The sequence below is a fragment of the Cupriavidus sp. C3SS-1 genome (genome assembly GCF_057073755.1).
Genome location: NZ_CP172700.1, coordinates 1,941,880 through 1,964,256 on the forward strand (window position 1 = coordinate 1,941,880; position 22,377 = coordinate 1,964,256).

The window sequence follows — 22,377 nt, forward strand, 5'->3', positions numbered from 1 at the left end:
GCTGCGCTACCCAACCCCAAGCATCCTTCCGTCCTTCAGCGAGGCCCGCCGATGCATCTCGAATTCTCCAAGCAAGACCTGCAGTTCCGCGACGAAGTGCGCGCCTGGATTGGCGAGGCATTCGATCCCGAATTGCGCGCCATGATGGCGCAAACCAAGAACGGCTACCTGGACAAGGCCGGCCAGGTGCGCTGGCAAAAGGCGCTGCACGCGCGCGGCTGGGCCGCGCCCAACTGGCCCGAGGCTTACGGCGGCCCGGGCTGGACGCCGACGCAGCGCCACATCTTCCAGTCGGAGCTGGCCGCGGCCGGCTGCCCGCCGGTGTCGCCGATGGGCCTGAAAATGGTCGCGCCAGTCATCATGAAATACGGCACCGAAGCGCAGAAGGCGCGCTTCCTGCCACCCATCCTGAAGTCCGATGTGTGGTGGTGCCAGGGCTACTCCGAGCCCAATTCCGGCTCCGACCTGGCGTCGCTGCAGATGCGCGCGGACCTTGCCACCGACAGCGAAGGCGCCCACTACGTGCTCAACGGCTCCAAGATCTGGACCACGCATGCGCAATGGGCCGACTGGATGTTCTGCCTGGTGCGCACCAGCCGCGACGCGCGGCGCCAGGAGGGCATTTCGTTCGTGCTGGTCGACATGCGCACGCCGGGTATCACGGTTGCTCCGCTACCCACGCTGGATGGCCCGATGCCCGGGCAGCAGGAAGTCAACCAGGTGTTCTTCGATAACGTCCGCGTGCCGGTCGAGAACCGCATTGGCGAAGAAGGCATGGGCTGGACATACGCCAAGTACCTGCTCGAGTTCGAGCGCGGCGGCACCTATGGCCCGACCCTGGGCAAGCAACTGGCAAAAGTCGCCGCGATCGCCGCCGACCAGCCCGGCGATGATGGCCGACCGCTGCTCGCAGACGCTGGCTTCCGCCGCAAGCTGGCCCAGCTTCACCTGCGGGCGGCCGGACTGCAGGCGGTGGAACTGAAGCTGTTCAGCGGCGTGGAATCGGGCAAATCGATCGGCGCGGCGTCCAGCATGCTCAAGCTGCTGGGGACGGAGGCCATGCAGGCCATCAGCGAACTGGCCGTGGAAGCAGCCGGTCCGGCGGCGCTGCCCTTCGTGCAGGACACCTGGGCCGAGATCCAGGGCCGGGAGGCCCCGCCCCGCGTCGGGCCCGAGTATGCCGCCGCGCTGGCGCCGCGCTATTTCAATTACCGCAAGGCCTCGATCTACGGCGGATCCAACGAGATCCAGCGCAATATCATTGCCAAGCTGATGCTCGGGCTCTAGCGCCACCCGAGCCCTGCCACGGACAGAAGGCCCGCCGAAGCGGGCCTTTGTCTTTGCAAGCCCCCGTTTCCCGTCTACCGCAGGCCTCCTTGTCTCCTTGTTCCATGTATGGCTTGACGCGCGGCATTTTTCGCGCATAAACTTTTATGAACAATACGTTCATTTATGAACATATGCCGGCAGCTGCGGATTTCGCGTAATCCGCGCTGGCGCCCCCATCACTGGCAGACAAGAGGCAGACCACATGAATTCATTGAAGATCGGCATCAACGGCGCCGGCATCGGCGGCCTTGCAGCGGCGATTGCTTTGCGCAAGCTCGGCATGGATGTGACCGTGTATGAACAGGCCCCCCGCTTCGCGCGGGTTGGCGCCGACATCAACCTGACCCCTAACGCCGTGCGCGCGCTTGACGGGCTTGGCGTCGGCGACGCATTGCGCGAAACCGCCGCGCGCCCGACCCACCGCATCAGCCGTACCTGGGACACGGGCGAGGAAACCTCGCGCCTGCCCATGTCCGACGAGGCCGAGCAGCGCTATGGCGCGCCGCAACTGACCATGCACCGCGCCGACCTGATGAGCGCGTTGGAAAGCGCGCTACCGGCCGCCCATGTGCGGCTCGGCCACAAGGCTGTGGCGATCGATCGCAATGGCGGCGACATCACCGTGCGCTTTGCCGATGGCAGCGAAGACAAGGTCGACGTGCTGGTCGGCGCGGACGGCATCCATTCGATGGTGCGCACCGCCCTGTTCGGCCCGGAAAGCCCAATCTTCACCGGCGTCGTGGCGTACCGCGCCGTGGTGCCGGCCGAGCGCCTGGCTGGCGTGCCCAACCTCAACGCCTTCACCAAGTGGTGGGGCACGGATCCGGCCTCGCAGATCGTCACCTTCCCGCTCAACCGCGGGCGCGACATCTTTATCTTTGCCACCGTGGCGCAGGAAAGTTGGCGCCATGAGTCCTGGACCACGCCGGGCCGCGTGGAAGACCTGCGCAGCGCCTACGCGGATTTCCACCCCGAAGCGCGCGCCTTGCTGGACGCCTGCGATGACGTGCTGATCTCCGCCCTGTACGTGCGCGATCCGCTGCCGTCGTGGTCGGACGGCCACGTCACGCTGATGGGCGATGCGTGCCACCCGATGATGCCGTTCATGGCGCAAGGCGCGGGCATGGCGATCGAGGACGGCGTAGTGCTGGCGCGCTGCCTGGCCGACGCCGCGGGCGACGGCTATGCCGCCGTGCCGGCCGCGCTGGCGCGCTATCAGCGCGCGCGCCATGCGCGCACCAGCCGCATCCAGATCGGCTCGCGCAGCAATGCCTGGCTCAAGGAGGGTGGCAATGCCGACTGGGTGTACGATTACGACGCCTGGAACGTTGCGCTGGGATAAGCGATTAGCGATTAGCGATTAGCGATATGCGCGACTTGCCGACGGTCTGCTCCCTCTCCCGCTTGCGGGAGAGGGAGCAGACCGACAGGCGGTTCCAGCAATGCCAGCAGTTTTCACGGCCGCGCCTGCGCGGCCGTTTGCCTTTCCCGATAACCATGCCCAAGCCACCAAGCCCCGAAACCGACGACATTGCCGATACCGACGACGCCAGCCCGCAACTGGTCTCCCCCGTCATCCGCGGCCTGCGGCTGTTGCGCTTCATTGCCGAAGGCGGCTCGACCGCCAACCTCAGCGAGGTCGGCCGGCGCATCGACGTGAACCGCGTCACGGTGATGCGGCTGCTCGCCACGCTCGAACATGAAGGCATGCTCGAACGCCTGCCCCAGGGCGGGCACGAGATCGGCTTCGGCTTCCTGAAGCTGTCCGCGCGCGTGCTGGCGGCCAATGACCTGACGACGTTTGCCCGGCGCGTGCTGGCGCGCCTGAGCGCTTCGCTGCAGCTCTCGGCCTACCTGGTCGTGCGCGATGGCGGCCATGCGCTCTACCTGCTGCGCGACATGCCCAATACCTCGCTGGTCAGCAATATCCAGGTTGGCAGCCGCGTGGCCGCGCACCTGACCACGCCCGGCCGCATGCTGATCGCGGATCTGCCGCCAGAGGCATTGCGCGCCTTGCTCGGAGACGACCCGCTGCCGACCGTGACGGGCCAGAGCCCGTCCACGCATGCACGCCTGGGCGAGATCCTGGGCGCCGACCGCGAACGCGGCTGCGCGTGGAGCTTCTCCGCCTTTGAACCCGGCATCGATTCCTGCGCCGCACCCGTGCGCGACGCGAGTGGCGAGGTGATTGCCGCCATCAGCGTGGCCGGTCCGCAGCAGCGCTTCGAGGCCGACGGCACATTGCGCGAACGCGTGGAGCGTGAGGTCAAGACCGCGGCACGCGACCTGTCCGCCCTGCTCGGCGAGCGCACCGGAAGCAGCCGGACGCGGTAGCACGGCCCGCCGTTATTCGGGCTTGATGCCGTATTCGTGGATCAGCTTCGCCCAGGCGGCCGTTTCCTCGCGGATGCGGGCAGCGAGCGCTTCCGGCGTGCTGGCCAGAGGCTCCATGCCCTGGCGCTGAAGTTCCTTCCTTACGTCAGCGCTGCCCAGCAACGACCGCACTTCGGCGGCCAGCCCGTCGGCGGCTGCCGCCGGCGTGGCGCGCGGCACCAGCAACGCGTACCAGGAACTGACGTCGATGCCGGTCACCCCCTGCTCGGCCAGCGACGGCACGCCCGGTGCCGCCGGGGACCGTTTAGACTGCGTCACTGCCAGCGCGCGCAGCTTGCCCGACTGGATAAACGGCGCCAGCGTCGGCCACGTGCCCAGCAGCAGCGGCACCTGGCCACCCACCACATCATTGAGGGCCTGCGTCGTGCCCTTGTAAGGGACGTGCAGCAGCGTCACCTCGGCCTTGTGCCGGAACAGTTCGCCGGCCAGGTGCAGGCCGCTGCCAACCCCGGGACTGGCATAGCCAAGCGGCGTCCCGGCTTGCGCCGACTGCCGCGCGAGCCGGATCAGCTCCTGCACGGAGTTCGCCTTGACCGACGGATGCACGGCCAGCACGTTGGGCGAACTGGCCAGCAGCGATACCGGCCGGAAATCGCGCTCCACCTGGTACGGCAGCGCGGGGAACAGCGTCGGATTGATGGTCAGGTTGCCGGCCGGCACGACCAGCAGCGTGCAGCCATCGCCCGCGGCACGGCGCACGGCGTCGATGCCGATATTGCCGTTGGCGCCGGGCTTGTTGTCGACGATGTACGGAACGTTCGCATGCCGCTGCTGCAGCCCGTGCGAAAGCGTGCGCGCCAACTGGTCGGCCGGTCCGCCGGCCGGAAACGGCACGACGATGCGCACGGTGGCGCAGGCGGCCCCGGCGTTCTGCGCCGCCAGGCCGGCCGCTACGAGCAAACCCGCCGACATGGCGGCGAGCCAGCGGCGCCGGCCTGGGACCACGGCCTGCTCGACGGCCTGACAGAAATGACTTCGCTGCATCGGTAGATGGTTTCAGCCCAGGCCAAACGGCCGGGGCGGTTCGGGCGGACGATAGTCGAGCAGCCGCGACAGTTCGGCGCCGGCTCCCCTGACCCTTTCCACCATGTTGTCGAGTTGCTCCGGATCGATGCGCGATGCCGGAATCGTCGCGCCCAGCGCCGCCACCACCTTGCTGGTACGGTCGCGCACGGGCGCTGCAATGGTCGAGATACTGGCCTCGAAGAAGCCCTCATGCAGCACATAGCCGCGTTCGCGGTCGCGCTGCACCATGTCGTAGAGTTCCTCCACCGTGCGCGGCGTGCTTTCCGAGAACACCTCCAGCCGCGATTCGGGATACAGGGCGCGCAGCTCGTCGAGCGACAGGTCTTCGAGCAGCACGCGCCCGAGCACCGTGGCATGCGCCGGCAACCGCGTGCCCACGTTCACCGTACTGGCAAACGGACGCGGCGCCACGGACTTGGCCACATAAACGATGGAGCGCCCGTCGCGCACCACGAGGTTGCACGGGTAATGGATTTCGTCGCGCAGACGGTCCAGCAGCGGGCGGCCCAGCTCGGTCAGTTCCAGCGACGCCAGGTAGTCAAAGCCCAGGCGCAGCACCGCCATGCCGAGCCGGAATTCGCGGCCGCCATCGGTGCGCTCGACAAAGCCCATCATTTCCAGCGTGGCCAGCAGGCGGAAAACGGTCGAGCGCGGCACCTTCAGGCGCCGCGCCAGTTCCGCGGCCGACAGCGTGCGCTCGCGGCTGCTGAACTCTCCCAGCAACCGCAAGCCGCGCTCCAGCCCCGGCACGATGTACTTGTCCTGGGCGTCATCGGGCGGCGATTCGGTGGTCATGGTTTGTCTCTGCTATGGCGAATGATGGCGATCTTGATGCAGTGCGAGGTGCGGCGGGAGCGGCCTCCCGCCACTCCGCGCATCCGTAGCTGTCCCATATATCACGCCTGAGCCCCGTAGGGTACCCATCACGCCGACAAACCCCGCGCTTATTTCAGGTAGTCGCGCAACCAGCCAGCGCACTGCTCCCCATACTGGGCCGGCCAGCGCACCACGATGGTTTCGTCACGGCGGCGCAGTTCCACGCAGATGTCCGAGTGCGGCCCGCGCTGCACCGGCGCACGGCCGAACAGCCGCGCGAGGAGCCCGCCGCCATTGCCACTCACGGCCGGCGCACTGGCGGCATTGCCGTTGTGGGCAGCGAGCGGCGCCGGCACGGCGACCGCCGGCATGGTGGCGGGCTGCTGCGCAGCGACCGCGGCGGGTGCCGCGGTCGACACCGCTTGCGCCCCTTGCCGCGACAGGCGCGCCAGCAGGTTGGCCCCGAACTCGTCCCACATGCGGTCGGCCTTGGTCTTCATCACGCTCAGGCCAAAGGTCCCGAGGCGGCCCAGCACATCGACCTGGACCGTGATGCGCAACTGCGTCGAGCCATCCTCCTGCTCCGTCAGGAAGATCTCGCTCGACTGGCGCAGGGAACTGGCAACGGACGCATCCTCGCCGGTGCCCTCGGTGCGCAGGTAGTGCGGCGCGCGCGTCTCCACGATCTTCGTATGCAGGCGGAAGCGCGCATTGATGAAGGCGATCTTCACCGCCATGTGCGCGATGTACTCGACATCGCTGATGACCTCGATCGATTCCATGCCGGGCACGCAGGCGCCCATCACGTTCGGGTCGAGCAGCAGTTCCCACACGCGCGCCGGCGGCGCCGTGGTGACCAGGGTCTTTTCAATTTCCACGCATTTTCTCCGCGGCGGACAGGATGGATTCGACGATGCCGACGTAGCCCGTGCAGCGGCACAGGTTGCCGTTCAGGCCGCGGCGGACTTCCTCTTCCGTTGGGTTGGGGTTGTTGGCCAGCAGCGCGCACGACGTCATCAGGAAGCCCGGCGTGCAGTAGCCGCACTGCAGCCCGCCGCATTCCATGAAGCACTGCTGCAGCGGGTGCAGTTCGCCGTCGGCGGCCAGTCCTTCCACGGTCATGACGTGTCGCCCGCGCACCTGCGCGGCCAGCATCAGGCAGGACTTGACGGCCTCGCCGTCGACCAGCACCGTGCAGGCGCCGCAGATGCCGGTCTCGCAACCGCGCTTGGTGCCGGTCAGGTTCAGGTCGTCGCGCAGCAGGTCGGACAGCATGCGCCGCGCCGGGACTTCGACGGTGTGTTCTTCACCGTTGACGGTGACATCGATGGTGATCTTGCTCATGGCAACTCCTCAGTCCGCAGCGACGCCGAACAACTCGGCGATGGTGCGGCGTGCGACGGTGCGCACGATGTGGCGGCGGAAGTCCTCCGAACCGCGCATATCCGCAACCGCGTTGATATCGGCGGCTACGATGTCCGCGGCCTCGGCGGCGAGATCCGCGGTCACGGCCTTGCCGGCCAGCAGCGCCTCGGCGCGATGCAGGCGAGCCGGGATCGGCGTGGAAGCACCGACGGCCAGCCGGGCTTCCACGCAGACATCGCCTTCGCGCCGCACCGACAGCGCCACGCTGGCGAGCGGCCGGTGTTCTGCCGCCGTGCGCAGGAAGCGCGCGAAGCGCCCGTCCGCGCCCGCTGCCGGTGCGGGCAAGCGGATCCCGGTGACGATCTCGCCCGGCATCAGTGCCGTGACGTAGTAGTCAACGAGGAAATCCTCGATCGCCAGCACGCGCTCGCCAGCGGTCCCGCTCAGCACGAGCTGCGCCCCAAGCGCCATCAGGCAACCTGGCGGATCGGTGGCCGGATCGGCATAGCAAAGATTGCCGCCGATGGTGCCCTGGTTGCGCACCTGCGGATTGGCCACGCGCGCGGCCATGCTGGCGAGCATCGGGTAGTGCGCCTGCACGATGGGCGAACGCGCCACCTCGGCATGCAAGGTCAGTGCGCCGATGCGCAGGCCCTGGCGCGGATCGAACGTGATGCCGCGCAGCGCGTCCAGGTTGCCGAGATAAACCACGTGGCTCGGCGTCAGCATGCGCTGGCGCATGCCCAGCATCAGCGCAGTGCCACCCGCGTAAGCGCGGCAGTTGTCGCCAAGGTCAACCAGCATGCGGCTGGCTTCACTGACCGTCGCCGGTTCCAGGAATTCGAAATCACGCATGGGTGGCCTCCCTCTCCTTCTCCGTCTCATTGCGCTCGCGCAGCGCGGCCAGCACCTTCTCGGGCGTGATCGGCAGCGAGTGGATGCGTATGCCGATGGCGTGATGCACCGCGTTGGCGATGGCCGCCGCGCCGGGCAGGATCGCCGTTTCGCTCGCGCCCTTGGCGCCGAACGGGCCATTGGGATCGTTGGACTCCACGAGATCCGTGCGCAGCATCGGCAGCGCATCGGCCGTAGCCATGGTGTAGTCGGCAAAGTTGCCGTTCTGCAGGCGGCCGTCTTCGTAGCGAAGTTCCTCGTAGAGCGTCCAGCCGATTGCCTGCACCGTGGCGCCGTGGGTCTGTCCATGCACCGCGAGCGGGTTGATCGCCTTGCCGCAGTCGTCGGCGACAAAGCTGTCGATCACGGTCACGCGGCCCGTGCAGGTATCGACCTCGACCTCCACCGCCTGCGCCGCGAACGAATAGGCGGGCGCGACGTTGCCGTAGTAGTTGGCGTCGTGCATGACAGTCGGCGCGTCGTAGGTGGCGCGCACGTGGATGCCCTCGCCGTCGTGGCGGAAGATATGCAGCCGCGCGATCTCGGCGAGCGTGGCGGACTTGTCCGGCTGACCCGGCACGCCGACGCGGCCATCGGCATACAGCAGGCTTTCCGCATCCACGCCGAACTTCTCCGCCGCCAGCGCCATCACCTTCTGCTTTGCTTCACGCGCGGCGCGCAGCACCGCGTTGCCCGAGATGATGGTCACGCGCGACGCCAGGGATCCGAGGCAGAACGGCGAGGTATCCGTATCCGGCGCCATCACGGTCACGTGCGACAGCGGAATCCCCATCTCCTGTGCGCAGAGCTGGCTGAGCATGGTGTTGGCGCCCTGCCCCATGTCGCATTCGCTGGTCTGCAGCATCACGCGGCCATCTTCATTGAGCTTGAGCAGGATGGTCGAGCCGTCCCAGTTGCCCAGCGTGCGGTTGCCGCTGACGTGCATCGCCGCCGCAATGCCCACGCCGCGCCGACGCGTGCCGGTGCCGCGCGGCGCGTCGCGCTTGGCGTCCCAGCCAATGGCCTTGCGCGTCGTCTCCAGGCATTCCTGCATGCCGGTGCTGCCGATCTGCCAGCCATGCACGCTGGTCTCGCCACGGCCGATGGCATTGCGCTTGTGCACCTCGATCGGATCCATGCCGATCATCTCGGCCAGCACGGTCAGGTGGCAGTTCAGCGGGAACTGCATCTGCTGCCCGCCGAAGCCGCGGAAGGCGCCGCGCGGCGGGTTGTTGGTATAGGCCAGCACGGCATGGGAGCGCACGTTGGTGACGCGGTGCATGTTGTCGCTGCGCATAGCGCTGACATGCATGACATCGCCTGCCAGCCCTGAAAAGGCGCCGCACTCGGCAATGATCCGCACGTCCTTGGCCACGATCAGGCCGTCGGCCGACAAGCCCATGCGCAGCCACACCCTCGCCGGCACGCTCGCACGCGCGCCCTGGAAATCTTCGAGACGATTGTTGACCATCCGTACTGGACGATCAAGCTTCGTTGCCAGAAATGCGCAAATCAGGCTGTTGTTTTCCTCTACGATCTTGGCGCCGAAGCCGCCGCCCGTGGTGGCCTGCACCACGCGGATGGTCGACGCCGGGCGATCGAGCGCCTCGGCCAGGCGGCTGCGCGCGAGGAATACCGACTGCGTCGACGCATACACGGTCAGTCGCCCGTTGCCGTCCTGCGTCGCCACGGATGCCATCGGCTCCAGGTAGCCCGGGTACTGAGAGTGCATGTCGTAGGTGGCCTCGTACACCGCGGCCGCCTCGGCGAAGCCGGCTTCCACGTCGCCGCGCTCGATGTGCATCTCATGGCCGATATTGCGCGTGCCGGCATGGATCTCCGGCGCGCCAGCGGCCAGCGCGGCTTCGGGGCTCAGCAGCGCCGGCAACGGCTCGTACTCGACGCGGATCAGGTCCAGCGCATCGCGGGCGATTTCCTCGCTGACCGCGACCACGGCCGCGACTTCCTCGCCGACATGGCGCACCACGCCCACGGCCAGGATGCGCTGCTCCTTGCGGTGCGGCCCCCACAGGCGCGTCGGGGTATCGCGCCCGCTCACCACCAGCTTGACGCCCGGCTGCGCCTTCGCCGCCGAGGTATCGATGCTGACGATGCGCGCGTGCGGGTGCGGGCTGCGCAGCACCCTGGCGTGCAGCATGCCGGGCAGCTTGATGTCGCCGGCATACTGCGCGCGTCCCATGACCTTCTCCCGCGCGGTCACCTGCGGCGTGGATGCTCCCACGATGGACTGGCTCATGCCGGCCTCCTGCGTCTTGCGTTGCATGGTTCTGCTGCGTGCTGCGTCATTCCGCCGAAATGCCCATGTCGCGGATGACCTTGCCCAGCCGCTCATAGTCCGACACGTTGACCTTCTCGAGCGCCGCGGGCGCACCGCCCACCGGCAGCGCGCCGAAGGTCGCCATCTTTTCCGCGACGTCCGGCAGCTTGATCACGTCGTTGAGCTGCGCGTTGAGGACCTTCACCACCTCGGGCGGCGTGCCCTTGGGCGCCATCACGCCATGCCATGCGCCGACCACCACGTCCTTGTAGCCGAGCTCGGCGAGCGTCGGCACGTTCGGCAGCAGCGCCGAGCGCTTGGCATCGGTAATGGCCAGCGCGATCAGCTTGCCCGTGTTGATGTACTGCGCGACCGGGCCCAGCGTGACGTAGGCGAAGTTCACGTGACCGGCCACCACGTCGTTGACGGCCGGCGCCACGCCCTTGTACGGCACGTGCTGGATCTTCACGCCGGCGGCGCGGTTCAGCATCTCGCCGGCAATGTGCATCGGCGAGCCCGCACCCGGGCTGCCATAGGTAAAGTTCTTGCCGGCCTTCGCGGCGGCGATCATCTCCGGCACCGTCTTGACGCCGGCGGCCGGATTGGCGACCAGCAGCACCGCCTGCACCGCGGTCTGGATCACGGGCGTGAAGCCGTGCAGCGGGTCATAACTGGCCGCCGGGGCCAGCTTGAGCACCATTGGCGCTAGCGTGAACGGGTTCGGCGTATAGAGCAGCGTGTACCCGTCGGCCGGCGCGCGGCTCACGAACGAGGTTCCCACTACACCCGCCGCGCCGGGCCGGTTCTCCACGATCACCGGTTGCTTGAGGCGCGCGGACAACTTGTCTGCATACAGTCGCGCCATGGCGTCGGTATCGCCGCCCGGCGGATAGGCGACCACCATGGTCACGGTCTTGGTCGGATAGGCTGCGGCGGCGGCCGCGCTGCCCGCGGCAAGCGCCAGTGTCGCCAAGGCAGTGGCGGCAAGGAAAAGTCGGCGGTCTCGTTTCATCAACAGCTCCTGTGGGGGCGCTCCGCGGCGGGAATCTGGTCGGTTGTGCTCAACGCGAAGACAGGGGGTGGCTCGATGGGAAACATCTCTACGGATGTTTTATTAGTAAAACGCATGTTCACTACAGGAACCACCTATCGTAGGTCGGGTTTATTGACTACTCAACTTACGTTAACCACCTATTGACATAAAAACGTTTACATTTTTCGAAAGCTAAGGCGCAATGTGCGCACAAGCGGGCAAAGCGTTCGCCCGTGAGACAATCAGGCGCCCTCCGCGCCGCTTGCAGCCCGCCCGCGCGGCACATGCGTCCAATCCATCTCAACTGGAAAAACTCGATGACCCGAAAAACCGGGCCTGCAACAGGCCAGCAAGTTCAGCCGGCGCCCCGCACGGACGACAGCCCCTGGACGGACCTGGACGAAGCCGGCAGCGGCCTGACGGTGGACAACTTCCTGACCACCATGCTGAGCCAGCTCATCACCCGGCTGAGGAGCACGGTGACCCAGCCCTATGCCGAACAGTTCGGGCTGACCGTGCCGGAATGGCGCATCCTGGCGCTGCTGGCCTACGCGCGGCGGCTGCCCTTCGCGGAACTGGTGGTGCAGTCCACGTCGGACAAGGCACTGGTCAGCCGCACGCTGCGGCTATTGGAGGAACGGGGGCTTGTGTTGCTGGAGACGGAAGGGAACACGCCGCGCAAGAAGCTGATCTGCAGCGTGACGGAAGCCGGGATTGCCCTGCATGACGAGGTGATGCCGCTGGCCCGGCGCGGGCAGGCGGACGTAATCCGGCAGTTGGAGCCGGAGGAGCGTCGGGCGGTCTATCTGGGGTTGAAGAAATTGCTGAAGGGGCAGGGATAAGGGACACTTTTCCCTGCCGGTCACACTAGTACCGATTGCGAAAGATCGACGCCCTCTTCCCGGTCGCTTAATGGGTAATGCAGAAAGGTTGACTTCTCCGGCTACGTCCGCGCTGGCACCCGCATTCGGTGAACTTGGCATTGAACCGGTCACATAGAACGCGCTGTTCTTGGTTTAACGATGGATACATTTGCAGTTCAAGCGTATGCGATCAGGGGGCTCGCCCCACCAGAAGTTTGGTATTTCGGAAGCCTGGAGCTGGTCTCCACCGAACTAACGCCGGCAGCGAAGTGCGGTTCAGGAAAGCGGAAAAAATGTCGATGACTTGTGTCGCCGTGAACCATTCATCGGAGCGCATCGGAATGTTTCCCGCCCGGAAGGCCAATATGGTCCCGTCCGGGAACACCGGATTAGGCTTGCCGTGGGAACGCTCTTGAGCGCGTCCCGGTGCCGGCGTCGAAATACTCGACCATGCAAGTGATGCCGCCCCCAGCTAAACGCGCACCGCGACGTTGATCATGTCTGGGGCAGCAACACCAGGTCCGCCTTCGGCGAGCACTTGTTGAACGCGCTGCGTGCGACCAGGGCGCAAACCGCCAGCGTTCCAGCCACTACCCCGAGGGACGAAGAGGTGTGCCCGTGAGCCGAAAATCCCGTCGCGAAGGCGACCGCGGCCATTTCCACCTTGCGACTGAGTTTGTGATCGCGTGCCATAGCGGTTGCCGCCCTTCCAGTGCGCGTATTCGGGGTGGCCCGGCTCTCAATGCCGCGCCACCGACCTTGGATATCAGTACTCAGTCACCGGCGCATGCACGGGAGCAATCGATTGGTGCGGCGTCTGCGTGCGCTGGGCGGCCTTGTGCACCATCGTGTAGGCGTAGTCAACGCCCATGCCGTACGCGCCCGAGTGCTCCTTGGCCACGGCCATGACCTCGTCGTACGTTTCGCGGTTCTTCCAGTCGCGTTGCCACTCCAGCATGACCTGCTGCCACGTCACCGGCACCACGCCGGCCTGGATCATGCGCTGCATCGCGTAGTCGTGTGCTTCCTTCGTCGTGCCGCCAGAAGCGTCGGCCACCATGTAAATCTCGTAGTCGCCTTCGAGCATCGCGCTCAGGGCGAACGTGGTATTGCAGACCTCGGTCCACAGACCAGCGACGATAATCTTCTTGCTGCCGTTGGCGGCCAGCGCGTCGCGCACCTTCTGGTCGTCCCACGAGTTCATCGAGCTGCGCTCCAGCGTTTGCTTGCCTGGGAACACGTCGAGCAGTTCGGGGTAGGTGTAGCCAGAGAACGAATCGCTTTCCACCGTGGTGATAGTGGTCGGCACGTCGAAGATTTTTGCTGCCTTGGCCAGGCCCACGACGTTGTTCTTCATGGTCTGGCGGTCCATCGACTGCACGCCGAAGGCCATCTGGGGCTGATGGTCGATGATGATGAGCTGGCTGTTGCGCGGGGTCAGGACTTGCAGTTTGGCGTTCGACATGATGTTCTCCGGTATATAAAAGGGTAATTCAATAAGTTTGAGGTGTTGCCGGACCGCGCATCCGGCGCTCTGATTGGCTTGCTGGTTCTTGTTTCGCCATCCATGTGCAGAACTATAGCGACCGTCACCCCGGAGAGAATGACGTATCGCTGTCACAGTCATTCAAAATTATTGAACAGTCGTCGAAGATCGAGGGGGTGGTTATCTGCACTTCGTTGCGAAGATAAGGAGGCGTCGATCCTTTCCGGCAGCTTCCTGGAGCCGCTCGCTGCGGGCATTTCATTCGAGCGGCGCCCACAGTGTGCTGATCTCCCCTCCGCCGTGGCGAGATGAGCGGCACGAAGCGCTCGCAGCCCTATTTCGGTTTGGGCTAGATCAATTCGAACCCCAGGTTGCGCCCTACAGTAGCTTTTTGCAACGATAAGCTTGGGGCGCATTTGAACGCCTCGGATTCGCGGTAACGGCTCGGGGGCGTCAATGTACAACCACGATATGTATGAAGCATTGACTGAGAAAGTGGCACAGTTAAGGGCGACTTTTCCCGGAAGGAGAGTCTTGGTGGTACGGGATGACTTTGCCGCGACCTTTGAAAGCTGCAAGATCGAGAAGCAAGGTGTAGTCATAACGGCGACGTCCCTTGATGGCAACTCGGCTTCTCTTGCAATTCTGTGGCACCCGAGAGATTACAGCGTTCTCGTTGAGGCCTTGGAGACGGTCGCCGCCGGCGGCAGTAACGCATCAGACCCAGATTTCATTGAAGTTTCGGAGTCGCTAGGTGAGGTCCACCCGTATGTCCATCGCCCCATATGGTTCGTGGATTCAACTCGTCGATGCAACACTAGACGCTGCGTAAGCAGTGGAGGTGTTGCAATGAAACAGAGGCGCACCGATCTCGGCCAAGGCTGACCTTCATCGATGGCTACACCAGCGAAACCGCGGCGCGTGCCAAGAACGCCCCACCCTAGGCTAGGGAAACCCTCTAGTCCATTCCAACGATTCACCATCAGCCCCCGCTCTCTACCCTGTCTTCACCGACACACGCCCCGCGTGCCCGGTCCCGCGACAATGCGCCGTAGAGCCCATCAAATCGGTCCTGCGGCCGCCGTCGGGAAAATGCCGACGGCTTCCGTACCGGCGCGGGCGCCGCCGGGCAATCCCTTACAAGGAGCGAGACTTCAATGACATCCCCAACAAAACACCTGTTGCGCGGCAGCGTGCTGATCACCAGCATGGCACTGGCCGCGGCATCGTGGGCAGCGGCCACCCCGGAAGAACTCAAGCAGCTTGACAGCACCCTTACCCCCATGGGCGCGGAGCGTGCCGGCAGCAAGGACGGCGACATCCCGGCCTGGTCGGGCAAGTGGCAGGGCACTCCGCCTCACGTCAAATACCAGCGTGGCGACCGCTATCCCGATCCGTATGCCGACGAGAAGCCGCTGTTCGTCATCACCGCGCAAAACATGGCGCAGTATGCCGAGCGCCTGAGCGAAGGCGAGAAGGCGCTGTTCAAGAAGTACCCCGAGACCTTCAAGATGCCGGTGTACCCCAGCCATCGCGACTTTCGCTACGAGGACGCCGCGTACAAGGACATCCGCACCTACGCGACTACCGTCAGCATGACGCCCGATGCGAATGGCCTGAAGGATGCCGGACCGCAGGTGCCGTACCCGATTCCGAAGACGGCCATGGAACTGCTGTGGAACCAGCGATTCTCCGCGGCCATCGGCACCGAGAAGGCCCAGTACGACCAGGCCGTGGTCTATCCGAACGGATCGATCGCATGGGGCCGGGTCTCGTACAGCATTTTTTCACCGCGCAACAACGGCAAATTTGACCCGAAGAACCCCCTCAACGAACGCACCTTCTTCCGCACGGCAACCGATCTGCCCTTGCGTGACCGCGGCCAGGTGATCGTGGGGTACACCGTCTGGGACCAGGAAGGTTCGGACACCAACCGCACGTGGATCTACAACCCGGGCACACGCCGGGTACGCCAGGCGCCGGAGTTCGGCTTTGACCAGCCCCAGGGCCCCGGCGGCTTCCGCACGGTGGATGACGACCGCCTGTTCAACGGATCGGGCGAACGCTACAACTGGAAGATCGTCGGCAAGAAGGAGATCTACGTCCCGTACCACAGCTACAAGCTGATGAGCGCTTCGGTCAAGTACAAGGACCTGCTGACGAATGGCCACGCCAACCCGGACGTCATGCGCTACGAGCTGCATCGCGTATGGGTCCTGGAGGCAACGCTGAAGCCGGGCTTCCGCCACCAGTATGCGAAGCGTGTGCTGTATCTCGACGAAGACACCTGGCAGTCGGTGGCCGCCGACAATTACGATGGCCGCGGCCAGTTGTGGCGCACCAACCTGCAGGCCCTGGTCTACGCCTATGATGCGCGCCGCTTCTCTGCCGCCACGGTGTTCTACCACGACCTGATCTCCGGCGCCTACCTGGCCGACCGCCTGACCAACGAGGGCCCGATGGCAAAGCTCAACAGCAGCCCGGAATTCAGCGAGGCGCTCTTCTCGCCGGACGCAGCGCGCGGATCGGGCACCTGATCGCGGCACACCGCCGGGCCGGGCGGACCCTTCGCCCGGCCGTTCTTCCCACACCCGCCCTTGCCGCACGGCAAGGGCTTTTTTGCTGAAGCCTCACACCGCCGGTCCGCGTCATCGTGACCGCGGGCCGCCGCGCGCGCAGGCAGCGCACCAGCCCACAGCCGACCTTCCGCTCCGCGTGCGGCGTGCGGCGTGCGGCGTGCCAGGCGGCATTCGAAGCCGGCGCGACCCTGGTTCATCTCCACGTACGCAACGATGACGAAACCCCTACGTCAAATCCAGATCGTTTCGCACTGGTGCTGGAAGGCATTCGCAAGCACGCGCCGGGCATGATCACGCAGGTGTCCACCGGTGGCCGCTCACGGCCGGCAATGAGATGACGATGGCTCGCTGGTCTCTCAAACTCGGGGGCACTGCCGCACCGGGCTAGAGGACAATGTGCGCATGGACAAGAACAGGCTCGCCCCGTCCAATGCCGCGCTCGTGCGCCAGGTTGCCGAGCTTTGCGAGCGTATGCCCGCCCTGTCGCGACCGCGGCCCAGGCTCGCGAAATCCTGAGCCTGAGCTGAACGGCATTCCCTCAACGTCTGCGCAGACTATGCCCCGCCGCGCGTCGATACGCGGCGGGACTCGTAAGGTTCCGTCAGACAGGAGGACGGGTTCCAGCGTGCGCTTCAGAACATCAGCGGCCGCTGCGCGGCATCGAGTCCGCCGTCGATGAACACCACGTTGCCGTGCAGGTAGGCAGCATCCGGCCCGCACAGGAAGGCAATCAGCGCGGCCACCTCTTCGGGCCGGGCACGGCGGCCCAGCGGCGACACGAAGTCGCGGATGGCGTTGCCGTAGCGCGGATCGTTCAGCCCCGCCTGCAACAGCGGCGTTTCCACCGCGCCCGGCGCAACCACATTGAGGCGCACCCCCGCCCGGCCCCACGCCGCGGCGCGTTGCCGCGCGGCGGCCGTGACCGCATGCTTGGAGCTCGCGTAGGCGATGAAGCCGGCCTGGTCGCGCGTGGCTTCGGCCTGCGCGGCGGCTGCCACCATGGCCAGCACGCCGTCCTCGTCGCCGGCAAGATAGGCATCGCGCAGCGGACTGCCCTCCCACGATTGCAGCGTGGCCGAATTCGACGACACCACCACCGCGCCCGGGTCCGAGCCCTGGCATAGCGCCTCGAACAAACCGTCGAGCAAGGCCACCACGCCGAAGTAGTTGACCGACGCCACCAGCGTGGCGGGGTCGACATGCGGGCCCAGCCCGGCGCAGCACACCAACTGGTCGATGCGGCCGCCCGCGCACGACAGCACGGCATCGATGGCGCCAGCGCGCCCCTGCCCGGTGGACAGGTCGGCAAGGATGTCCGCGTCGCGCAGGTCCACGCCGATCACCCGGCAGCCGTCGGCCAGCATGCGCTGGCGCACCGCCGCGCCCATGCCGGACGCGGCGCCGGTAACCACCACGGTCCTCATGGTCAACCCTCGAACACGTGCCGCAGCACCGGCTGCTCGATGTTGGCCAGGTTCATCTCGACCACGCGCCGCGCCACGCTGGACGCGCGCACCTGTTCCACGTCCGTGTAGAACTGCTGGTACCAGTCCCGCATCTGGTACATCGGCCCGTCGCCTTCGCACAGCAACGGGTTGTCGATGCGGATCTTGCGGTCCCAGATCGCCACGTCCTCGTAGAACGCAGCGCGCGCCTGCTCCACATAGGCTTGCGCCATGGCGCGGTTCTGTTCCTCGGACAGCCCCGGGATCTTCTTCACCAGCACGCCATAGCGCAGCACGAAACTGTTCAGGTCGATCGGCACATGGCAGTTGAGCAGGATCGAGTGGATCTGCTGGTCGCCCATCTGGCCGGTCATCTCGGTGATGTGGTAAGCCGGCCCGAAATACGTGGACAGCGCGGTCAGCCGCGCGTCGCCGGACAGGCGCGCGCTGCGCCCGATCATCAGTTGCGTGGCCTTGTGGTCTTCGAACAGGTTGGCGAAGTAGTCGACGGGCGAGCCATGTACCACGCCAAAATGCGCCATGTCGGAGATGTTGTCGACCAGCTCGCGGCAGTTGGTGCCAATCACCATCTCGTCGATGGCCCAGTCCGACCACTCCGGCGAATAGCAGGCGTCGATGCGCGGGATGGCCACTTCCGGCGGCGCCGGGCGGCCCTCCGGATCGTTCCAGATGAACAGCAACTTGTTCTGCTCGCAGGTCTCCCAGGCGCCGACGCGCGCCTTGGGCGGCACACGCTTGCAGTAGGGGATGGACTTGCAGCCCCCGTCGCCGCCCCACTGCCAGCCGTGGAACGGGCACACCAGGTTGTCGCCCTGCACGGTGCCGGTGCTGAGGTCGGCGCCCATGTGCGGGCAGTGGCCGTCGATCACGCGGATGGCGCCGGTCGAGTCGGCGAACGCGGCCAGGCGGCGGCCGAAGATGTCCAGCGTGTGCGGCTTTCCGTCGCGGTAGGCGTCGGCAAGCCCGAGGCAGTGCCAGCCGCGCGCGTAGCGCTCCGCGGGCGGGCGTGATTCGATCTTGTAGCCGCTGATGCCGTTCGTGCTCATGGTGTCTCCTTGATATCCCGTGGGAACTTCAAGATAAGAGCGTCCGGGCGGCGGCTCATCGTCCCATCGGACTACTGCATTGCGACCATCCGCGCCAGCGCCGGGTCGTTGCCGGGACCATGCACGCAGCTGACACCGGCGGGGTCGTAGATACGGGCCACGCAGCCATTGCAGCTGTCGCAGGCCGAGCGCTGCACCGTGCCGCGATGCCAGTTGGCCACCAGCGCGGGATCATGGATCAGCGCACGTGCCAGCGCGATGCCGTCGAAGCCCTCTTCCATGATCTGCGCCACATTGCCGATCGACTTGACGCCGCCAACGTATGCGAGCGGCATGCGCACCGCCTGCCTCACCACGCGCGATGCTTCGAGGAAATACAGTTCGCGGAAGGCCAGGTCGCGCGGCGTGCGCTTCTCAAGCATGGTGATGCCGAGGCGGGCCAGCGCGGTGGGCGCCGCGGCCTTCATCTGCGCCGTCGGCATCGGGCTGCCGAACAGCGCCCACGGGCTTTCCACGTTGCGCCCGCCACTGAGCGTCAGCAGATCGGCCCCCTCCGCCTCGAGGATGCGCGCGGTCGCGGCGGAGTCCCCGGGCTGGTTGCCACCCGGCACGCAGTCGCTGACGCTGAGCTTGCAGCACACCGCCAGGCCGGCACCGACGGCATCCTTCACCAGCCGCAGCACCGCCGCAGGGAAGCGTGTCCTGTTCTCCACGCTGCCGCCGAACGGATCGCGCCGCCGGTTGCTCAGCGGCGACAGGAACTGGTTGAGCAGGTAGCCATGTCCCATGTGGATCTCGACCGCATCGAAACCGGCCTCGCGCGCCAGCCGCGCCGCCTCGGCGAACTGACAGGCGACCCGCGCCATGTCGGCCTCGCGCATGGCGCGCTGGAAATACACGCCGTGCATCATGCCGAAGGCATTGAGGCCGGACGATGCGCTGCCCGGCGCGCGGCTGCCGCCGTGGCGCATGGTCGTGAAGGAGCCCGCGTGGGTGATCTGCAGGCAGGCCGCCGCGCCTTCGCGATGCACAGCGTCGGTCAGCACGCGCAGGTGCGGCACTTGCTCCGCGCGCATGCTGATCTGGTGCGGGAAAGTCAGCCCGTCGTCGGCCACGGCCGCGTAGGCGACCGTGGTCATGCCCACGCCGCCCGCGGCAAGATCGCGGTGATGCCGGACCAGCGCCTGCGTGGGCAGGCCGTGTGGCGTCATGCCTTCGTTCGCGCCCGCCTTGATGAAGCGGTTGCGCAGCGTGAGCGGGCCGATGCGCAGCGGCGTGAAGGCCGCTGCGGCGGATGCCTGGGTATCGCGCATCTTGTCTCTCCGGTGTCGGTTTCGTGGCTCAGGTCGCGTCCGATTTCAGCGCGTGCGCCGGCGCTGCTGTCTGGCCGCTTGCGGCCACCGCGGCAGTGCTGGCCGCGGCGCGCGCACGCTCCTCGTCCTCCACCCCCAGCCACGCCGCCAGCGCCGGCAGCAAGGATACCGCGCCGAACAGGTTCACCAGGAACATGAAGGCCAGCAGGATGCCCATGTCGGCCTGGAACTTGAGCGCGGCAAAGGCCCAGGTGCCCACGCCGATGCACATTGTCAGCGCCGTGAACAGCGCCGCCGAGCCGCGCTGGCGCATGGCCTCGGCGAAGGCCTGCGGCAAGGACTGCCCTTCTTCGCGGATCTGGTGCTGGATGCGCTCGTACAGGTAGATGCCATAGTCGACGCCCACGCCCACGCCCAGCGTGATGACTGGCAAGGTCGAAACCTTCAGGCCGATGCCGAGCCGCGCCATCAGCGCATTGCACAGCACCGACACCAGGGTCAGCGGCACGATGATGCATAGCACCGCGCGCCAGGAGCGGAACGTCAGCAGGCACAGCAGCGTGATCGCGCCGAAGATCGCCAGCAGCATCGCCACCTCGGCCTCTTCCACCGCTTCGTTGGTGGCCGCCATCACGCCGATATTGCCGCCGGCCAGGCGGAACGCCACGTTGGGCGTCTTGTCGGTGGCGTTGAAGCGGCGGATCTCCCGGATGATGTGCGCAATCGTCGCGCCTTCATGGTTGGCGGTGTAGATCAGCACCTGGATGGCCTGGCAGTTGGACGTGTTCATGCCGTTGTCCGGGTCATAGGCCTTGGCGCCCTGGCTCAGGCCGTCGCTGCTGCGCGGCAGCGCTTCCCAGCGCGGATTGCCCTCGTTGTAGGCGCCGATCACCACCTTGGCCAGCGACGACACGCTGATCACCGACTGCACGCCGGACACGCCGCGCATATGCATCTCGAAGCGTTCCACCGCGCTCATCACCGGGTAGTGCAGGCAGCCGTCGTCGAAGCCGGTCGGCTCCGCCACCACGGTCAACGCATCCGAGCCGATGTTGTACTGACTCACGATATTCGCGCTGTCGCGGTTATAGCGGGAATCCGCACGCAGCTCCGGCGCACCGGTGCCGACATCGCCGATCTTCAGGCCGCGCGACTCGATCGCACCGACGGCCAGCAGCGCCAGCGCCGCCACGAACACCCCGAGTGCGGGCGCCGGACGCGCCAGTGCGCCGAACCTGCGCCACAGCCCGCCGCCGGCCTGGGCACGCTGCACCTGCGCGCGTGCCAGCGCCGACGGCTCCAGCCGCGTGTACGACAGCAGGATCGGCAGGAACACCTTGTTGGTCACGATCATCAGCAGCACGCCCAGGCAGGCGGTGATGCCGAGCTCGCGCACGATATCGATCTCGATGCGCATGATGACCATGAAGCCCAGCGCATTGGTCAGCAACGCCACCGTGCCTGGAATGAACAGCTTGCGGAAGGCCGCGCCGGCGCTATCCAGTGCAGTGAGCCCCTGCACCACCTCCTGCTTCCAGGCGTTGGTCATCTGCACCGCATGCGAGACCCCGATCGAGAAGATCAGGAACGGCACCAGGATCGACATCGGATCGATGCCGTAGCCCAGCAGCGGCAGCAGGCCCAACAGCCAGCACACCGGCAGCAGCGCCACCGCCAATGCCAGCACCGTGATGCGCAGCGAACGCGTGTACAGCCACAGCAGCAGCGCCGTGACGGCAAAGGCCAGTGCGAAGAAGCCCATCACGCCCGCGATCCCGTCCTCGACATCGCCCACCAGCTTGGCGAAGCCGACCACGTTGACTTCGACATCGGTGCCGCTGAACTGCGCGCGGATCTTCTCGAGCTGGCGCGCCACCGAGCCGTAGTCGATGGTCTTGCCGGTGGCCGGGTCGGTCTCGCGCAGCTCCGCGCGGATCAGCGCGGACTTCAGGTCGTTGCTGACCAGCCGGCCGATCTGGCCGGAACGCGCCACATTGCGGCGGACCTTGTCGAGTTCGTCCGGCGCACCGGAGAAACGCCCCGGCACCACTACGTCGCCGCGAAAGCCCGCTTCGGTCACCTCGGTGTAGCGCACGTTCGGCGTGAACAGCGAGAACACGCGCGAGCGGTCCACGCCGGGGATGAAGAACACTTCATCGGTGGCGTGGCGCAGCTTGTCCATGAAGGCGGCGTTGTAGATATCGCCGTCGCCCTTCCAGCGCAGGCTCACCAGCACGGTATTGGCACCGGAGAAGGTGCTCGCGTACTTGGTGAACACCTGCATGTACGGGTGCTGCAGCGGGATCATCTTGTTGAAGCCGGGATCGAGCCGCAGGCGCGTGGCGGAGAAGCCAAGCGCCACGGTCACGGCCAGGCATAGCAACATCAGCAGGCGGCGCTGGCGCAACAGCACGCTGGCGCAGGCGTCGACAAAGCGGCCCAGGCGGCCGGGGGAATGGGGGCGGGTCATGATCGTTCTCGCGTCCGGT

The 22,377-nt window shown here is 66.3% G+C and carries 20 protein-coding genes; 7 read left to right on the plus strand and 13 right to left on the minus strand.

Annotated features, from left to right (window positions below; translation table 11 throughout):
* Positions 1-51: 51 nt before the first annotated feature.
* From ACIGJC_RS24940 to ACIGJC_RS24950, 3 genes are all read left to right on the plus strand, one after another.
* Positions 52-1,287: an acyl-CoA dehydrogenase family protein gene (locus ACIGJC_RS24940; RefSeq protein ID WP_483712067.1), complete on the plus strand. Its 1,236-nt coding sequence runs from the start codon at positions 52-54 to the stop codon at positions 1,285-1,287.
* A gap of 244 nt (positions 1,288-1,531) precedes the next feature.
* Positions 1,532-2,671 carry an FAD-dependent monooxygenase gene (locus tag ACIGJC_RS24945; protein ID WP_483712068.1) on the plus strand — a complete coding sequence of 380 codons (1,140 nt, stop codon included), beginning with the start codon at positions 1,532-1,534 and terminating at the stop codon, positions 2,669-2,671.
* Between the two features lie 155 nt (positions 2,672-2,826).
* Entirely contained in the window at positions 2,827-3,663 is an 837-nt protein-coding gene (locus ACIGJC_RS24950; protein WP_483712069.1) for an IclR family transcriptional regulator, read from the plus strand.
* A gap of 12 nt (positions 3,664-3,675) precedes the next feature.
* Here ACIGJC_RS24950 and ACIGJC_RS24955 read toward each other — a convergent pair whose 3' ends face one another.
* From ACIGJC_RS24955 to ACIGJC_RS24985, 7 genes are all read right to left on the minus strand, one after another.
* Positions 3,676-4,707, minus strand: coding sequence for a Bug family tripartite tricarboxylate transporter substrate binding protein (locus tag ACIGJC_RS24955; protein ID WP_483712070.1), 1,032 nt, complete (start codon positions 4,705-4,707; stop codon positions 3,676-3,678).
* A 12-nt stretch (positions 4,708-4,719) separates the two neighbouring features.
* Positions 4,720-5,544 (minus strand): IclR family transcriptional regulator, encoded by an 825-nt coding sequence (locus tag ACIGJC_RS24960; protein ID WP_483712071.1) that lies wholly within the window; start codon positions 5,542-5,544, stop codon positions 4,720-4,722.
* 149 nt (positions 5,545-5,693) lie between these two features.
* The gene (locus ACIGJC_RS24965; RefSeq protein ID WP_483712072.1) at positions 5,694-6,443 is read right to left on the minus strand and encodes an SRPBCC family protein; all 750 of its coding nucleotides are present in this window, start codon (positions 6,441-6,443) and stop codon (positions 5,694-5,696) included.
* A complete protein-coding gene (locus ACIGJC_RS24970) occupies positions 6,433-6,909 on the minus strand; it encodes a (2Fe-2S)-binding protein (protein WP_483712073.1) in 477 nt (158 codons plus the stop codon). Before ACIGJC_RS24970 ends, ACIGJC_RS24965 begins: the two co-directional genes overlap by 11 nt.
* A 9-nt stretch (positions 6,910-6,918) precedes the next feature.
* Positions 6,919-7,785, minus strand: coding sequence for an FAD binding domain-containing protein (locus ACIGJC_RS24975; protein ID WP_483712074.1), 867 nt, complete (start codon positions 7,783-7,785; stop codon positions 6,919-6,921).
* The gene (locus ACIGJC_RS24980) at positions 7,778-10,108 is read right to left on the minus strand and encodes a xanthine dehydrogenase family protein molybdopterin-binding subunit (RefSeq protein WP_483712075.1); all 2,331 of its coding nucleotides are present in this window, start codon (positions 10,106-10,108) and stop codon (positions 7,778-7,780) included. Before ACIGJC_RS24980 ends, ACIGJC_RS24975 begins: the two co-directional genes overlap by 8 nt.
* A gap of 19 nt (positions 10,109-10,127) precedes the next feature.
* Positions 10,128-11,114, minus strand: coding sequence for a Bug family tripartite tricarboxylate transporter substrate binding protein (locus ACIGJC_RS24985; protein ID WP_483712076.1), 987 nt, complete (start codon positions 11,112-11,114; stop codon positions 10,128-10,130).
* Positions 11,115-11,452: 338 nt separating this feature from the next.
* Between ACIGJC_RS24985 and ACIGJC_RS24990 the strand changes: the two genes are divergently transcribed.
* Positions 11,453-11,977, plus strand: coding sequence for a MarR family winged helix-turn-helix transcriptional regulator (locus tag ACIGJC_RS24990; protein WP_483712077.1), 525 nt, complete (start codon positions 11,453-11,455; stop codon positions 11,975-11,977).
* Between the two features lie 516 nt (positions 11,978-12,493).
* Here ACIGJC_RS24990 and ACIGJC_RS24995 read toward each other — a convergent pair.
* A complete protein-coding gene (locus ACIGJC_RS24995) occupies positions 12,494-12,691 on the minus strand; it encodes a hypothetical protein (protein WP_483712078.1) in 198 nt (65 codons plus the stop codon).
* A gap of 73 nt (positions 12,692-12,764) precedes the next feature.
* Complete coding sequence (locus ACIGJC_RS25000; protein ID WP_483712079.1) at positions 12,765-13,463, minus strand: hydrolase; 699 nt, start codon at positions 13,461-13,463, stop codon at positions 12,765-12,767.
* Positions 13,464-14,641: 1,178 nt separating this feature from the next.
* Between ACIGJC_RS25000 and ACIGJC_RS25005 the strand changes: the two genes are divergently transcribed.
* The 3 genes from ACIGJC_RS25005 to ACIGJC_RS25015 all read left to right on the plus strand — a co-directional run bounded on the left by ACIGJC_RS25005 (position 14,642) and on the right by ACIGJC_RS25015 (position 16,579).
* Entirely contained in the window at positions 14,642-16,021 is a 1,380-nt protein-coding gene (locus ACIGJC_RS25005; RefSeq protein ID WP_483712080.1) for a DUF1329 domain-containing protein, read from the plus strand.
* Positions 16,022-16,206: 185 nt separating this feature from the next.
* Positions 16,207-16,401, plus strand: a complete 195-nt coding sequence (locus ACIGJC_RS25010) for a 3-keto-5-aminohexanoate cleavage protein (protein WP_483714386.1) — start codon at positions 16,207-16,209, stop codon at positions 16,399-16,401.
* A 64-nt stretch (positions 16,402-16,465) separates the two neighbouring features.
* Positions 16,466-16,579, plus strand: a complete 114-nt coding sequence (locus ACIGJC_RS25015; protein WP_483712081.1) for a hypothetical protein — start codon at positions 16,466-16,468, stop codon at positions 16,577-16,579.
* 116 nt (positions 16,580-16,695) lie between these two features.
* On the opposite strand, the gene ACIGJC_RS25020 is transcribed toward ACIGJC_RS25015, so the two are convergent.
* The 4 genes from ACIGJC_RS25020 to ACIGJC_RS25035 all read right to left on the minus strand — a co-directional run bounded on the left by ACIGJC_RS25020 (position 16,696) and on the right by ACIGJC_RS25035 (position 22,358).
* The gene (locus ACIGJC_RS25020) at positions 16,696-17,487 is read right to left on the minus strand and encodes an SDR family oxidoreductase (protein ID WP_483712082.1); all 792 of its coding nucleotides are present in this window, start codon (positions 17,485-17,487) and stop codon (positions 16,696-16,698) included.
* 2 nt (positions 17,488-17,489) lie between these two features.
* Positions 17,490-18,575 carry a 3-ketosteroid-9-alpha-monooxygenase, oxygenase component gene (locus ACIGJC_RS25025; RefSeq protein WP_483712083.1) on the minus strand — a complete coding sequence of 362 codons (1,086 nt, stop codon included), beginning with the start codon at positions 18,573-18,575 and terminating at the stop codon, positions 17,490-17,492.
* Positions 18,576-18,646: 71 nt separating this feature from the next.
* The gene (locus ACIGJC_RS25030) at positions 18,647-19,888 is read right to left on the minus strand and encodes an NADH:flavin oxidoreductase (RefSeq protein WP_483712084.1); all 1,242 of its coding nucleotides are present in this window, start codon (positions 19,886-19,888) and stop codon (positions 18,647-18,649) included.
* Positions 19,889-19,916: 28 nt separating this feature from the next.
* Complete coding sequence (locus tag ACIGJC_RS25035) at positions 19,917-22,358, minus strand: efflux RND transporter permease subunit (RefSeq protein WP_483712085.1); 2,442 nt, start codon at positions 22,356-22,358, stop codon at positions 19,917-19,919.
* Between the last annotated feature and the right edge of the window lie 19 nt (positions 22,359-22,377).